The organism is Tautonia sp. JC769, from assembly GCF_040717455.1.
Classification (GTDB): Bacteria; Planctomycetota; Planctomycetia; order Isosphaerales; family Isosphaeraceae; genus Tautonia.
In genome coordinates, this window is record NZ_JBFEFH010000001.1 from 264,625 (window position 1) to 279,020 (window position 14,396).

The window sequence follows — 14,396 nt, forward strand, 5'->3', positions numbered from 1 at the left end:
CCCAAGGCCGCAAGCGGGCTGTCGAGAGTCCTGGTGGCCAGATTTCCACGAAACGAGGCCGTGCCCGGCTGCCGATCGGGCAGCCGGGCACGGCCTTTTTGTTCCGCAGGATGATCCCTGATCCTGGGTCTAGCGTGGTTTCCGCCGTCGCCGATTCAGGGCGAACGAGCCTCCCACGGCGACCGCGGCCCAGAGGGCGAACGCGCCGGGCTCTGGGATCGGCACCTGGGGGCTCGGGCGGCCTCCCCCGAGGATCGGCCCCGGGACTTGCGGGGTCGTGGGGGGGATGATCGGGACCCCCGGATCGGTCGGGACCGTGACCGGCGGCATCGGGATCGGGCTCTGGTTGCGCACCAGGCGATCCCGCTCGAGCGCCGGGCCGATGAAGGGGTGGTTCCGATCGAATCGGGTCGGGTTCAGGTTTCGCCGCCACCGCAGGTAGTCGAGCGTGCTCGACTCCGCGAGCAGGCCCGAGACGTCGGGCACCAGCAGCACATCGAGGAATTGCGGGCGAGGGACGCGGGTCATCCCCTGTTCCAGGGCCCTGGCAAAGAAGGCCTCCTGCCGTTGGAAGGCCTGCGAGGAGAGGATCGACTCGCTCCGGAGCTGCACCGATTGAGCTCGGGCCGCGAGCATGTCTGCCCGCATCGTTCCTGCGTTTGGCGAGAGAAGCGCGTTCTGGGCTGCCGTCCGTGCCACGACGAGCTGGGCTCGATCCGAGATCGGACCGGCCCGAGCGGGCGTCGGGGCCAGGGCCAGGGTCAGCGCGGCGAGGATCGCCAGCCGACCAAGGCCGGGCAGCCATTCCAGCCGCCTCGAAATTCTGCGAGTCGTATCCATGACGAACCCACCAGTCTGGCTCCGGTCCAGTACGAATGCCGGTCGAGCACTATGCCAGATTTCCTTCCTGGCACAATGGGAATATCGGAGGTCGGGCCGCCGGGCTTGAAATGATCGGCCGGGTTGTCGCGGAGAGATGGAATGTTTGACGAATTCCGTCAACCCCAATTCCGACCGGGCCGAATCGCCACCCCGGGCGCGGGCGAGCCGGCCGCGCCGGGAATGGCCCGGGGCCCCGAGGACCGACGCCGGGCGCCGATGCCCCCCGGCCGTCGATGCGTCGGTTCGATTGCAAGGGGCCGACGCCGCCGGGTATCGTGAGGATCGACGGGGGAGTGGGCCACCCGCCCGAGTCCGGTGGGCCCGTTTCCTGATCGTTCTGCTCTGAATTGCCCCGCGACTCCCGAGGGTACACGATGTCCACGGCCACCGCTCCCAAGTTGACCTGCCCGACCCGCACTCAGATGTTCATCGGCGGATCCTGGTGCGACGCCGCCGAGGGCGGCCGCCTGGCCGTGATCAACCCGGCCGACGAGTCGACGATCGCCGAGGTCGCCTTCGGCGGCCGGGCCGACGCCGAGCGGGCCATCGACGCCGCCGCCAAGGCGCTGCCCGGCTGGCGGGCGAAGACCGCCTACGAGCGGGCCGAGTTCCTGAACAGGACGGCGGACTTGCTCCGCGAGCGGGCCGACGCGATCGCCCGGACCCTGACCCTCGAACAGGGCAAGCCCGTCCCCGAGGCCCGCGCCGAGGTCCTCCACACCGCCGCCACCTTCGACTGGTTCGCCGAGGAAGGGAAGCGGGCCTACGGCCGGATCATCCCCCCGACGATGGCCAACAAGCGGCACTTCGCCATCTCGCACCCGGTCGGCGTGGTCGGCACGATCACCCCCTGGAACTTCCCCCTGACCCTTCCGAGCCGGAAGCTCGCCCCGGCGCTCGCCGCGGGGTGCACGGTCGTCAGCCGGCCGGCCGACCAGACCCCGCTCTGCGTCGTCGCCCTGTTCGAGGTCCTCGAGGAAGTCGGCCTGCCCCCCGGGGTTGCGAACCTGGTGATGGGGGACGCCCCGGGGATCGCCGATGCCTTCTTCGCCCGGCCCGAGATCGGCAAGGTCAGCTTCACCGGCTCGACCCGGGTGGGCAAGGACCTGATCCGCAAGTCGGCCGACGGCGTCAAGCGCCTCAGCCTCGAACTGGGCGGGCATGCTCCCTTGATCGTTTTCGAAGACGCCGACGTCGAGCAGGTGGCCAAGGCCGCCGTCCTGGGCAAGTTCCGCAACAACGGGCAGGTCTGCATCGCCCCCTCGCGCTTTTATATCCACGAGAAGCTCTCGAAGCAGTTCACCGAGGTCGCCGTCGAGGAGACGAAGCGCCTGAAGCTCGGGCCGGGCTGGGAAGACGGCGTCACCGTCGGCCCCATGTTCGCCGAGCAAGGGCTGGCCAAGGCGATCGAGCTGATCGACGACGCGAAGGCTCGCGGGGCCTCCATCCTGGCCGGGGGCGGGAAATCGAGTCGCTTCGACAAGGGCTATTTCTTCGAGCCGACGATCCTCCACAACGTCGACGGCTCGATGCGGCTCATGACCGAGGAGCCGTTCTCCCCCGTCATGCCCCTGGTCGACTTCTCGAAGGTCGATGAGGTCATCCATGCCGCCAACGACACCCCCTATGGCCTGGCCGCCTACGTCTTCACCAACGACCTGACCATCGCCACGAGGATGGCCGAAGGGCTCGAAGCGGGGATCATCGGCATCAACGACCCCGTCCCCGCCACCCCCCAGGCCCCGTTCGGCGGCATGAAGCAATCGGGCCTCGGCCGGGAGCTGGGGATCGAGGGGCTCGAAGCCTACCTCGAGACCAAGTCCGTCTCGATCGGCCTGCGCGGCTGATCCAGCCCCATCGGGGCCGGACTCGTGCCGGCCCCGACTCGATGGCTCTCCCACGTTGTTCCCCGGGGATTTCCTTCCGATGAGTACCGCGACCGCCCCGCTCACTCCCCCGACCGCCCCCTCCAGCGCCGACGACCTGATCGCGATGCCCGACGACGACGTCCGTCGCGAGATCATCCGGGGAGAACTCCGAGAAACCCCCATGACCCGACGGAACAAGAATCACAGCCGAATCGAAGCCACGATCGTCAAACTCCTGGGTTACTGGCTCGACCAGCAACCCCTCCCCCGAGGCCGGGTGCACTGCGGCGAGGCCGGTTTCCGCATCCGTCGCGATCCCGAGACGTTCGTCGGGATCGACGTGGCCTACGTCTCCCCCGAGTTGATCGCCGCCGATGACCCCAGCCGCCCGTATTACGACGGCCCTCCCGTGCTCGCGGTCGAGGTGCTCTCCCCGTCCGACACGCACGGCGCCGTCGTCGAGAAAGTCCGCGCGTATCTCGACGCCGGCGTCGTCGCCTGGGAGGTCGACCCCGACTTCCGGACCATCCGGATCCATCGCCCCGGCCAGGCGCCGGTGATGCTCAACGTCGAGCACGAGCTGGCCGCCGATCCTTACCTGCCCGGCTTTCGCGTGTCCGTGGCGAGCGTCTTCGAGTGAGTGACCCCGTTCGGCATGAGGAGCGGCGGACGATGCGAGGCGGCCAGGGTTTGAACTCCGGATCATTCGGGGCTGCTCCCGTGCTGATCGTCGGTGCCGGCCCGGTCGGCCTGACACTGGCCGTCGCGTTGCGACGGCTCGGCGTCGCGTCCCGGATCATCGACGCCGGAAAAGGGCCGACCCCGGAAGGCGAATCGCGAGCCCTCGGCGTGCAGGCCCGGACGATGGAAGTGTTCGAGGCGCTCGGAATCGCCAGACCGCTGCTCGATCGCGGTCAACCGGTCCTCGGCGCGATTGCCTCCTGGGGCCGGCGTCCCCGGTTCGGCATCGAGCTGGAGTCGCTGGCCCCGGAGACGGCCTTCCCGTTCATCCTCTCGGTCCCTCAGGGGGTGACCGAACGCATCCTGATCGATCGGCTCGTTACGCTCGGAGGCCGGGTCGAATGGGAAACCTCCCTGACCGACCTCCGGCAAGGCGATGGCGAAGGTAATGTGCTCGCCTCGATCTCCTCACCCGAGGGTGAGCCGACCGAGGGACGCTTCGCCTGGCTCGTCGGCTGCGACGGTGCCCGGAGCACCGTGCGAAATCGGCTCGGGCTGCGGTTCGAAGGGGCCTCCTACCCCGAGCGATTCCTGCTGGCCGACGTGACCCTCGACTGGTCGATGCACCACGATCGCGCACACCTGATGATCGCCCCCGAAGGGCTCATCCCGGCCATCCCCCTGCCCGGAGCCCGGTCCTGGCGCCTGATCGACACGACCGATCGGCTCGACTCGGACGACCCGGCGGCCATCATCGGGCGATTCGCCCGCTTGCTCCGCGACCATGCCCCGGATCGCCGGGCCAGGCTGATCGAAGCCCATTGGACCTCGTCCTTTCGGGTGCATCGCCGGGCCGTCGATCGGCTCCGGGTCGGCCGGTGCTTCGTGGCCGGAGATGCGGCGCACATCCACAGCCCGGTCGGCGGCCAGGGGATGAACACCGGCGTCCAGGATGCGTTTAACCTGGCCTGGAAGCTTGCGCTGGTGGTTTCAGGACGGGCATCGGAGTCGCTGCTCGACTCCTACGATGCCGAGCGACGGCCGGTGGCCGAGTCGGTCCTCGCCGCGACCGACCGGGCGACCCGCCTGATCACGCTCCGCAATCCGATCGCTCGCCAGTCCCGCAACCTGGCCATTTCATTCGCGACCAGGCTGCCCGGCGTGCGTCGGCGACTGGCGAGGGGGGTGGCCGAACTGGCGATCTCCTACCGAGGCGGCCCCCTCTCGGTCGACGACGGCCCGGCCCGGCTCCGGGCCGGCGACCGCCTGCCCGATGTCCGTCTCGATGCCTCGGGCCGTTTGCACGACCTGACCCGAGGCCCCTGGTTCACCCTGCTCGTCTTGACCGGGACCAGGCCGCTCTCGGACGCCGCCTGGGACGAACTCCGAGCGTGCCTCGAACAGGTCACTCGGCTCCTCGGGGGACTCGTGGCGCCGATCGTGATCGTCGGATCCGATCCCCTGGCCGGGGTGTCCGCGCCGACCTTGATCGACGACCGCGAGGGCCGCCTCCATCGTCGTCTCGGCGTGTCCGGGCCGGAGCATCTGCTCATCCGACCCGATGGTTACGTCGGCCAACGCGCCCGATCGCTCGATCCCGCGAGGATCGTGGGATACATGCAGTCGGTTGTCGGGCTTGGGAAAACCGTTGGCGGTTGATCGCGTTGTGACCGGCCAGGCCCTCTCGTGCGTGGATTGCCGGCACCGGCGCTCATTCGTCAGGGTGGGCGAGATGGTAGAGGAGAATCCCGGCGGCCACGGCGACGTTGAGCGACTCGGCCCCGGCCCGCATCGGGATCGTGATCCGATGGTCGCATCGGGCAACCCAATCGGGAGAAAGTCCGTGGGCCTCCGAGCCCATCACAACGGCCAGCCGGTCGGGACGCCCGAAGCGTTGAAGCGGCTCGGCGTCGGGATCGGTCACGGTCGCCGCGAGCCGAAGCCCCTGGTCGCGTTGCCAGGTTTCAAGCCGATCGGCCAAATCATCGAGCACAATCACCGGCAGATCAAGAACGGTTCCCATCGACACCCGGAGCACCCTGCGCGAGAGCGGGTCGGGGCAAGTCGGCCCGACCAGCACGGCATCCACGCCGAAGACGTCGGCCGTGCGGACGATCGTCCCGAGGTTCTCCGGGTTGTGGACGACCGGACAGACGACCAGGGTCACGCGGTGCCTCGCGTGGTTGACGATCGAATCGGGATCGATCTGCGGCAGTCGGACCCCGACCGCCATGGCCCCCTGATGGAAGTTGAACCCAACAAGCGTGCTGATTTTCTTGTGATCGACCACGAACGCCGGCACCTCCTCGGGGATCCTCGGCCCGATCCGATCGGCGTGGCGATCGGACAGCAGGACCGACTCCATCGGATACCGGCTCTCGCGGAGCTGATCGACGAGCTTCTCCCCCTCGACCACGAACCGGGGCAGATGCCTCGTCTCATTGGTCGCCTTCAGGTGGCGATAGGAAACAAGGCGAGGGTCGTCCAGGTCGTCGAGGGGGATCAGGGGCATCGGTCGTCGGCCGTTTCACGAAGAAGGTGCGATCTGAAGGAAATAAGCATGCGAGCAAATGCTCAGAAGCTCGATTCCGACTTCCACCAGTCCGGCCCGTCTCCCAAAATTGAGGCGTTCAGCTCCAGCAGTTGCTCGGTCATTTGCCGGTATCGTTCCGGCTCCTGCGCGGAGAGGTCGGTCGTCTCCCCCAGATCCTCCTGCACGTTGAACAGGAGGAACCGGGTCAGATTCACGTTCCCCACGACTTTCCAGTCGCCGATCCGCATGGCAACCCGGCTGTCGGGGCTGGAGATGTGCGTCCGCCAGTAGAGCGGGATCGGGCGATCGACCGGCTTCCCCGCGAAGGCCGGGATCATGCTCACGCCGTCGATCACCCGGTCATCGGGCAGGGGGATGCCGACGATCTCGCAGATCGTGCTGAAGATGTCGGAGCCCACCACCGGCACGTCGCTGACCGATCCCGCTTCGATCCTCCCGGGCCAGCGGACGATGCCGGGGACGCGGATCCCCCCTTCGAAGTCGTCGCGCTTGCGGCCCCGCAGCCCCCCGGTCGACCCCTGGTTCCGGTTGCGTTGCGATTCGGGATGGGCGGGATCCCCCAGACCGTCCCCCTCCGGGCCGTTGTCGGACGTGAAGAAGACGATGGTCGAGTCGGTCAACCCCTGGCGGTCGAGCTCCGCCATCACCATCCCGAACGCATGATCGAGCTGGGTGACGTTTCCGTGATGCTGGAGGACCCCGGGGTCGTCGGTCTGGTCCTCGTAACGGGCCATGAAGCGCGGGTCCGACTCGATCGGCAAGTGCGGCTCATGCGTCCAGACCTGGAGATAGAATGGCGCATCGGGATCGCGATGGTCGCGGAGCCACTCGATCCCCTCCTCGGCCACCAGGACGGCCGAGAACCCGTCGAGCTGCCCGGCCGGTTCGCCGTTGCGGACGAAGTTCTCGGGATTCTTGTGCGTCGGCGCGGCGTTGTTCTGGGTGGCGAACCAGTAATCGAAGCCGTGGTCGTCCGGCTGGGGCTGTTCGGGGGCATTGAACATCCCGTTCAGGTGCCACTTGCCCACATGACAGGTCTCGTACCCTTGCCCCTTGAGCAGGCGGGCGATGGTGATTTCCGAAGGACGGAGATGCACCTGGTGCCCCTCCGGGATCCATCGGAAGACCCCGTTGCGATAGGGGGTGCGTCCCGTCAGGATGGCCGACCGCGACGGCGAGCAGACCCCGCAGGCCGCATAGCACTGCGTAAACCGGACCCCTTGCTCGGCGAACCGGTCGAGGTTGGGCGTCTCGATCATCGGATGACCGTAGCAGCCCAGGTCTCCCCAGCCGAGGTCGTCGGCCAGGAACACCACGATGTTCGGAGGCCGTTCGTCCTGGCCCGCGACCGGAGCCCCCCAACCCAAGCCAATCCCAAGCAGCAGAAAGACCGGCGGAATCGCGTTGCGAAACATGTGCATCTCCTTCACGGGGTGTCGCGGCGGACGCTGACGAAGTAGGCCCCCCGCGATCCCTCGGGGCCTTCGAACCACGTCTGCAGGGCGGCCGGGCCGGCCTCCAATTCCGTCCGGAAGGCCACGACCACGTCTTCCGGGCCGACAGGGAGCGACGCCTCGAACTCCCCGATCTTCAGCCTCGCGTCGTGCGCCATCGGCCCGGGGCCGTCGTTGATGGGCCTCGGCTCCCGTTCCGGCCACCGGCGCAATTCGATCGTATAAACCCCGGCCCGATCGACCTCGATCTCCCAGCGACCGTTGCGCACCAGGCCCTCGCGGATCATCGTCTGGTTCCACGGCGGATCCTCATCCGAGCCGGTCCAGTCGTGGCAGGTCAATCGGCTCGGGTTCTCCGCCTCGGAGCCGACGACAATCCGGGCCACCCGATCGTGGTTCCGGGACACATCGTCCCACCACTCATCGTAGATCGATCTCAATGAGGCGACCGTCTCGGGCTGTCCGGCGGCCAGGTCTTCGCTTTGGCCGGGGTCCTCGCCGATCGCGTACAGCTCCGACCCGTTCACGAGCCGCCAATCCTCGGTCATGACCGCGCACTGGCGGTACTTCTGCGGCACATCAACCCGCTGCGACTCGACCACGATGGCCCGTTCCGGCCATTCGATCGCCTCGCCCCGGAGCAGGGGGGCGAGGCTCCGGCCGTCGAAGGCGACCCCGTCCGGACGTTCCAGGCCGCACAGCTCGATCAACGTCGGCAACAGGTCCAGGTGCGCCGACAGTTGCGGCACATCCTTCCCGCCGCCGATGCCCCCGCGAGGCCACCTCACGAAGCAAGGGACCCGGTGCCCTCCGTCGTACGGGCTTCCTTTCCGGCCCCGCATCCCCGCGTTGTAGCCGAGGTCGCCCCGCACCCCGGCCGCGGTGCCGTTGTCGGTCATGAAGACGACGATCGTGTTCTCACTCAGCCCGCGGTCATCCATCGCCGCGAGTAACCGACCGACATTCTCATCAATGTTCGTGATCATCCCATAAAAGGCCGCGTTGGGGACGTCCGGGTTGTCGGAATAGCGGGCCTCGTAAGCCTCGGGGACCAGATACGGTGCGTGCGGCGCATTGGTGGCGAGATAGCAGAAAAACGGCTCCGGCGATTCGCCCCGTTCCGCGAGAAACCGGATCGCCGCGTCAAACCAGACGTCGGTGCAGTAGCCGAAGGTCGGCCGAGGCGATCCGTGTTCGAGGAACACATCATCAAAATAATCGTTTCCCCAGGCATCGGGCGTCTGGCCGACCCCGCCTCCGCCATGAATCAAGGATTGCGAGAATCCGAAATCTTGAGGCCGAGACGGGTAGTTATCTCCCAGGTGCCACTTGCCGAAGATCCCCGTCGCGTAGCCGGATCGGGCGAAGACCTCGGCCATGCCTGTCTCGTCTCGGTGGAGGATTGATCGCCCCCGGATCGTGTGCCACACTCCGACCCGTCCCGAATACCGCCCGGTCATCAGGGCCGATCGCGTGGGGGAGCAGGTGGGATCGACATGAAAATCGGTCAATCGCACGCTCTCGGCATGCAAGGCATCGAGATTCGGGGTCTGGATGATCGTGTTCCCATGGCAGGCCAGGTCGCCGTACCCCTGGTCGTCGGTCATGATCAGCACGACATTCGGCCGTCGATCGGGCGCTGCGTCCTGCCCCCGGGCGGTCGGGCCGACCGCGAGCAGGGTCGCCGCCACGACCCCGAGCGTCGTCCCTCCGATCCCCCGCAAACGGTTGCGATTCAATCGGTCCATCATGCTTGCTCCCGCGTCCGATTGCGTCTGAACCTCTGGACCCGTCAGCCAGACGACCTCGTGGAGTCCCGCCCCGGGCGGAGTATAATAGGCGATCACCGAGGCCGTCCACCGGCCAACGTCCGGGCGTGAGTCCATCCGACTCCACGTCTCCTCTCCTCTCCGAAATCAACACACCGCGAGACGAACACCATGAGAGCGACCGCCTTGATCTGGTCTGTGATGGCCCTGGCGACGCTGGCGTCGCCGCCGGTAACCACCCCTCGGGCAATCGCCCAGGCCGAAGCCCCAGAGCGGTTGATGCTCGAGAAGGGGGACCGGATCGTCCTGATCGGCAACACCCTGGCCGAGCGGATGCAGTACTTCGGCCACTGGGAGACCCTCCTCCACAGCCGATTCCCCGAGCTGGAGCTGGTGGTCCGGAATCTCGGCTGGTCCGCCGACGAATTGACCCTCCGCCCCCGCTCGCAGGACTTCCAGGACCACGGCCACACCCTGCAGGACCACAAGCCCGACGTGGTGATCGCCGCCTTCGGCTACAACGAGTCGTTCGCCGGCCCGGAAGGCCTGGACGGCTTCCGTCGCGACCTGGAGGCGTTCATCGATGAGACGACCTCCACCGCCTACAATGGCGAAGCGCCGCCGACGCTCGTGCTGCTCTCCCCCATCGCCCACGAGGACCTCGGCTCGCGGACCCTCCCCGACGGCTCGGCCAACAACGAGAACCTCGCCCTCTACACCGAGGCCATGGCCGACGTCGCCCGCTCCAAGGGGGTCCTGTTCATCGACCTCTTCCATCCGACCCGCGAACAGTACGAAGGGGACGACGAGCCCTGGACCTTCAACGGGGTCCATTTGACCGAAGACGGCGAACGCAAGCTCGCCCCGATCCTCGACGAGGCCCTCTTCGGCCCCCGCCCCGGCCCGGATTCGATCGCCGCCGACCTGGACGCGCTCCGCGCCGAGGTCCAGGAAAAGAACAAGCAATTCTTCTATGACCATCGCGCGGTCAACGGCTTCTACATCTACGGCGGCCGCAAGGAGCCCTTCGGCGTCGTCAATTTCCCGGCCGAATTCGCCAAGCTCCGCAAGATGATCGAGGTCCGCGACGGCCGCATCTGGGAAGCCGCCCGCGGCAACGAGCTCCCCGACGAGATCGACGACTCCGGCACCGGCGAGTTCGTCGAAATCGAGAGCAACGTCCAGGGACCCATCAAGATCACCTCCCCCGAGGAGGCGCTGGAGAGCTTCACCCTGCCCGAAGGGTTCGAGATCAATCTCTTCGCCTCCGAGCAGGATTTCCCCGACCTGAAAAACCCCTGTCAGTTCGCCTTCGATGCCAAGGGACGCCTCTGGGTCACGACCATGGAGTCGTACCCGATGTACCTGCCCGGCAAGCCCGTCGACGACAAGGTCCTGATCCTCGAAGACACCGACGGCGACGGCAAGGCCGACAAACAAACCATCTTCGCACGGGGCTTGCACATCCCGACCGGGATCGAACTCGGAGACGGCGGAGCCTATGTCGCCCAGCAACCCAATCTGGCGTTCATCAAGGACACCGACGGCGACGACATCGCCGACGACTACTCCTACCGCCTCCACGGCTTCGACTCGGCCGACTCGCACCACTCGATCAGCGCCTTCACCTGGGGGCCGGACGGCGCCCTCTACTTCCAGGAAGGCACGTTCCACCACTCGCAGATCGAGACCCCTCACGGCCCGACCCGCGTCAAGAACGCCGGCGTCTTCCGCTACGAGCCCTTGACCGAGAAGCTCGACATCTTCGTCTCCTACCCGTTCGCCAACCCCTGGGGCCACTACTTCGACCGCTGGGGCCAGAACTTCGTGGCCGACGCCTCCGGCGGCGCGAACTACTACGGCACCGCCTTCTCCGGCGACGTCGATTACCCGCGCAAGCATCCGAGGCTCGAAGAGTTCCTCGTCAAGCAGTGGCGGCCGACCTCCGGTTGCGAGATCGTCTCCAGCCGCAATTTCCCCGACGACTGGCAGGGGAACTACCTGCTCAACAACTGCATCGGCTTCCACGGCGTCCTCAATTACACGATGCGCGAGGAAGACTCCGGCTTCGCCGCCGACCCGGCCGAGCCGCTCGTGCGGTCGACCGACACCAACTTCCGGCCGGTCGACCTCGAATTCGGCCCCGACGGCGCGCTCTACCTCGTCGACTGGTTCAACCCCCTGATCGGCCACATGCAGCACTCGATCCGCGACCCGAACCGCGACGCCGTCCACGGCCGGATCTGGCGGATCCACTACACCGGCAAGCCCCTCGTCGAGCCTGCAAAGATCGCCGGCGAGCCGATCCCCGCCTTGCTCGACCTGTTCAAGGAATACGAGGACCGCACCCGCTACCGCGCCCGGATCGAGCTGCGGACCCGAGACACCGACGAGGTCATGTCCGCCCTCGATACCTGGGTCGCCAACCTCGACCAGGACGACCCCGAGTACTGGCGACACATGCTCGAAGCCCTCTGGGTCCACCAGCAGCACGACGTCGTCGATCAGGACTTCCTGCAAACCCTCCTGACCTGCCCCGAGCCGAAGACCCGCGCCGCCGCCACCCGGGTGCTCGGCTACTGGCGCGACCGGCTCGACGACCCGCTCGCCTTGCTCCAGCAGCAGGTCAACGACGATCACCCCCGCGTCCGGCTCGAAGCCGTCCGCGCCCTCAGCTTCTTCGAGGGTGACGACGCCCTTCGCGCCCAGGAGATCGCGCTCGAATCGCTCCTGCACCCCCAGGATTACTACCTGGAGTACACCCTGAACGAGACGAACGCGACCCTCAGCGAACGCATCCTGAATCTCACCGCCGGGGAGTGACCCTTCGTCACTGCATCGCCCCTCCCTTCACCCGCTCCCCCGCTTGCTGGGGAGCGGGTGTCCGAAGGCCGGGTGATTGGGGCTGTGACTCGAACGCCACGGCTCGCGACCCGGCCGAGGGACCCTTCACCCCGGCCCTCTCCCCGTGAACGGGGAGAGGGTGCAATCTCCGACCCTCACCCCCATTTGGGGGAGAGGGTGGCCGCAGGCCGGGTGAGGGGGCCCCGTCCGAACGCCATGCCTTGCAATCCGACCGGCTCCCCTTCATCTCCGCCTGCTCGCGGGGAGCGGGTGACGGCGCAAACCCCACGCGACCCGCTCCGTCCCCGGTCCCCGACCACCAGCCCCGCCCGACCGCCCCTCGCGTTGAACCACCCTCGAAGCCCGACCGAGGTCTCCCGATGATCCCGACTGTTTCGCCGCCCCCCGAACGAGCGACGTTCCGGCATGTTTCGATGATCGCGGCCCTGATGCTCCTGCCCAGTCTCCCGGTCGCCGTGCATGCCCAGGACCAGGAAAGCGCGATGGTCCGGATGCTCCGGAGCGGCCGGGTCCCCGACGATCGCCAGGGCACGCTCATCACCCTGATCGGCCGCCAGGGGTCTGCCACCGACCTCGGCTTCCTGCTCGAACTGGCCACCGATCCGGAATTCGCGTCCGACGCCAATCGCCGCCTCGCCCTCGATGCCCTCTCCCAGGCCGCCCGCAACCGCAGCGTCTCCCCCGAGGGCGACCGCTCCCGGATCGCCGCCCTGATCCAGGGGGACTCCGCGCCCGACGATGACGAGGCCCGGCTGTCGGCCATCCGGCTCGCCGGCGCCTGGAAGGTCGAGCAGGCGAGCGACGCCCTCGCCGCCATCGCCTCCAGCCCCGACGAATCCCAGGCCCTGCGCGAGGCGTCGCTCAACGCCCTGGCCGAGATCGGAGGCCCCGCCAGCCGGAAGGCGATCGAATCGCTCGCGAGCCCCGAACAGCCGGCGTCCGTCCGCGTGCCGGCGATCGCCGCCCTGGTCAGCCTCGATGTCGATGCCGCCGCCGAGCGGGCCGTCGCGACCCTGGCCGACGGGATCGGCGACCTCGACGACGTCGCCCCCCTGATGACCGCCTTCCTCGACCGCCAGGTCGGCCCCGAACGGCTCGCCGCCGAGATCCGCGAGCGAGGGCTCGCCGCCGACCCGGCCAAGCTCGCCCTGCGCTACCTCTACTCCGTCGGCCGGACCGACGCCCCGCTCGTCTCCGCCCTGAGCGACGCCGCCGGCATCCTCGCCGACCCCGAGCCGATGTCCGAGGCCGAGATGCAGCGATTCATCGCCGACGTCCGCGAGCACGGCGACCCCGGGCGCGGCGAACGCATCTTCCGCCGCGAGGACGTCAACTGCACCAAGTGCCACGCCCTCAGCGGGGCCGGCGGCAACGTCGGCCCCGACCTCAGCGCGATCGGCGCGAGCTCCCCCCCCGATTACCTCACCCGGTCGATCATCACCCCCGAGGAGGCCGTGAAGGAGGAGTACGGGGTCAAGACCGTCCTGACGATCGACGGGCAGATCTTCCAGGGGGTCGTCAAGGAGTCGAGCGCCGAACGCCTCGTCCTCCGCGAGGCGACCGGGGTGGACCGCGTCATCCCCGTCGACGACATCGAGGACGAGAAGTCGGGCGGCTCGCTCATGCCGGCCGGCCTGGTCAACTTCCTGACCCGCGACGAATTCGTCGACCTCGTCGCCTTCCTCGACCAGCTCGGCAAGCCCGGCCCGTACGCCATCCGGGCCACCCCCTCGATCCAGCGATGGGGCGTCCTCCCCTGGCCCGACGCCGGCTCCGAACTCGATCCCGACACCACCGCCTCGACCGACGTGGCCGAGCTTCCGCCCTCGATCGCGTCGGCCGACCCCGCCGACTGGCGACCGATCTACGGGATGACCGGCGGCACCCTGCCGCTCGACGAAGTGACCCGGATGGCCGACGCCCCCACGGTCGCCCTCCGCGGCGAGGTCGACGTGACCCGGCCCGGCGCCCTCACCTTCGCGTTCGACTCTGCCGAAGGGCTCACCCTCTGGCTCGACGGCCAGCCGATCGACGCGGCCGACGGCGTCTCGGCCGAGCTCGACCCCGGCCGCCATGCCCTCATCCTCCGGGTCGATACCGAGGAACGTGACGCCGACGGGATCATGGTCGAGGTCACCCGATCCCCCGGCTCCCGGGCCGATTTCACCGTCGTCGGCGGCCCCTGAGCGACGAACCCTTCCTCTCGGGTCGCTCCCAATCGGGCGAGCCGGGCCCGCACCCGCCCGGCTCGCCGACCGACTTCCGCTTGCCCGATCGACCGACTCGGCTACAATCCGAGGCCGTTTCGGAGCAGACGCGACGC

Annotated in this window: 9 protein-coding genes; 5 read left to right on the forward strand and 4 right to left on the reverse strand. The window is 68.1% G+C overall.

Annotated features, from left to right (window positions below):
* Nucleotides 1–129: 129 nt before the first annotated feature.
* Complete coding sequence (locus tag AB1L88_RS01085) at nt 130–636, reverse strand: hypothetical protein (protein WP_367094771.1); 507 nt, start codon at nt 634–636, stop codon at nt 130–132.
* A 620-nt stretch (nt 637–1,256) separates the two neighbouring features.
* On the opposite strand from AB1L88_RS01085, the gene AB1L88_RS01090 reads away from it, so the two are divergent.
* The 3 genes from AB1L88_RS01090 (at nt 1,257) to AB1L88_RS01100 (ending at nt 5,090) form a co-directional block, all read left to right on the forward strand.
* Entirely contained in the window at nt 1,257–2,729 is a 1,473-nt protein-coding gene (locus AB1L88_RS01090; RefSeq protein ID WP_367094772.1) for an NAD-dependent succinate-semialdehyde dehydrogenase, read from the forward strand.
* Nucleotides 2,730–2,808: 79 nt separating this feature from the next.
* A complete protein-coding gene (locus AB1L88_RS01095; RefSeq protein WP_367094773.1) occupies nt 2,809–3,390 on the forward strand; it encodes a Uma2 family endonuclease in 582 nt (193 codons plus the stop codon).
* A complete protein-coding gene (locus AB1L88_RS01100) occupies nt 3,387–5,090 on the forward strand; it encodes an FAD-dependent monooxygenase (RefSeq protein ID WP_367094774.1) in 1,704 nt (567 codons plus the stop codon). Before AB1L88_RS01095 ends, AB1L88_RS01100 begins: the two co-directional genes overlap by 4 nt.
* 52 nt (nt 5,091–5,142) lie before the next feature.
* Here AB1L88_RS01100 and AB1L88_RS01105 read toward each other — a convergent pair whose 3' ends face one another.
* The 3 genes from AB1L88_RS01105 to AB1L88_RS01115 form a co-directional block, all read right to left on the reverse strand.
* Entirely contained in the window at nt 5,143–5,943 is an 801-nt protein-coding gene (locus AB1L88_RS01105) for an RNA methyltransferase (RefSeq protein ID WP_367094775.1), read from the reverse strand.
* Nucleotides 5,944–6,005: 62 nt separating this feature from the next.
* Nucleotides 6,006–7,400 (reverse strand): sulfatase-like hydrolase/transferase, encoded by a 1,395-nt coding sequence (locus tag AB1L88_RS01110; protein ID WP_367094776.1) that lies wholly within the window; start codon nt 7,398–7,400, stop codon nt 6,006–6,008.
* A gap of 11 nt (nt 7,401–7,411) precedes the next feature.
* A complete protein-coding gene (locus tag AB1L88_RS01115; protein WP_367094777.1) occupies nt 7,412–9,190 on the reverse strand; it encodes an arylsulfatase in 1,779 nt (592 codons plus the stop codon).
* A 189-nt stretch (nt 9,191–9,379) separates the two neighbouring features.
* Between AB1L88_RS01115 and AB1L88_RS01120 the strand changes: the two genes are divergently transcribed.
* On the forward strand, nt 9,380–12,031 hold the full coding sequence (locus AB1L88_RS01120) for a PVC-type heme-binding CxxCH protein (RefSeq protein ID WP_367094778.1): 2,652 nt from the start codon (nt 9,380–9,382) through the stop codon (nt 12,029–12,031).
* 401 nt (nt 12,032–12,432) lie between these two features.
* Nucleotides 12,433–14,259: a hypothetical protein gene (locus AB1L88_RS01125; RefSeq protein WP_367094779.1), complete on the forward strand. Its 1,827-nt coding sequence runs from the start codon at nt 12,433–12,435 to the stop codon at nt 14,257–14,259.
* The last annotated feature ends 137 nt before the right edge of the window (nt 14,260–14,396 follow it).

Coding starts and splice junctions, on each gene's coding strand:
- AB1L88_RS01120 (WP_367094778.1), top strand. CDS start 9,380: ATGAGAGCGACCGCCTTGATCTGGTCTGTGATGGCCCTGGCGACGCTG.
- AB1L88_RS01115 (WP_367094777.1), bottom strand. CDS start 9,190: ATGATGGACCGATTGAATCGCAACCGTTTGCGGGGGATCGGAGGGACG.
- AB1L88_RS01125 (WP_367094779.1), top strand. CDS start 12,433: ATGATCCCGACTGTTTCGCCGCCCCCCGAACGAGCGACGTTCCGGCAT.
- AB1L88_RS01095 (WP_367094773.1), top strand. CDS start 2,809: ATGAGTACCGCGACCGCCCCGCTCACTCCCCCGACCGCCCCCTCCAGC.
- AB1L88_RS01085 (WP_367094771.1), bottom strand. CDS start 636: ATGCTCGCGGCCCGAGCTCAATCGGTGCAGCTCCGGAGCGAGTCGATC.
- AB1L88_RS01105 (WP_367094775.1), bottom strand. CDS start 5,943: ATGCCCCTGATCCCCCTCGACGACCTGGACGACCCTCGCCTTGTTTCC.
- AB1L88_RS01110 (WP_367094776.1), bottom strand. CDS start 7,400: ATGTTTCGCAACGCGATTCCGCCGGTCTTTCTGCTGCTTGGGATTGGC.
- AB1L88_RS01090 (WP_367094772.1), top strand. CDS start 1,257: ATGTCCACGGCCACCGCTCCCAAGTTGACCTGCCCGACCCGCACTCAG.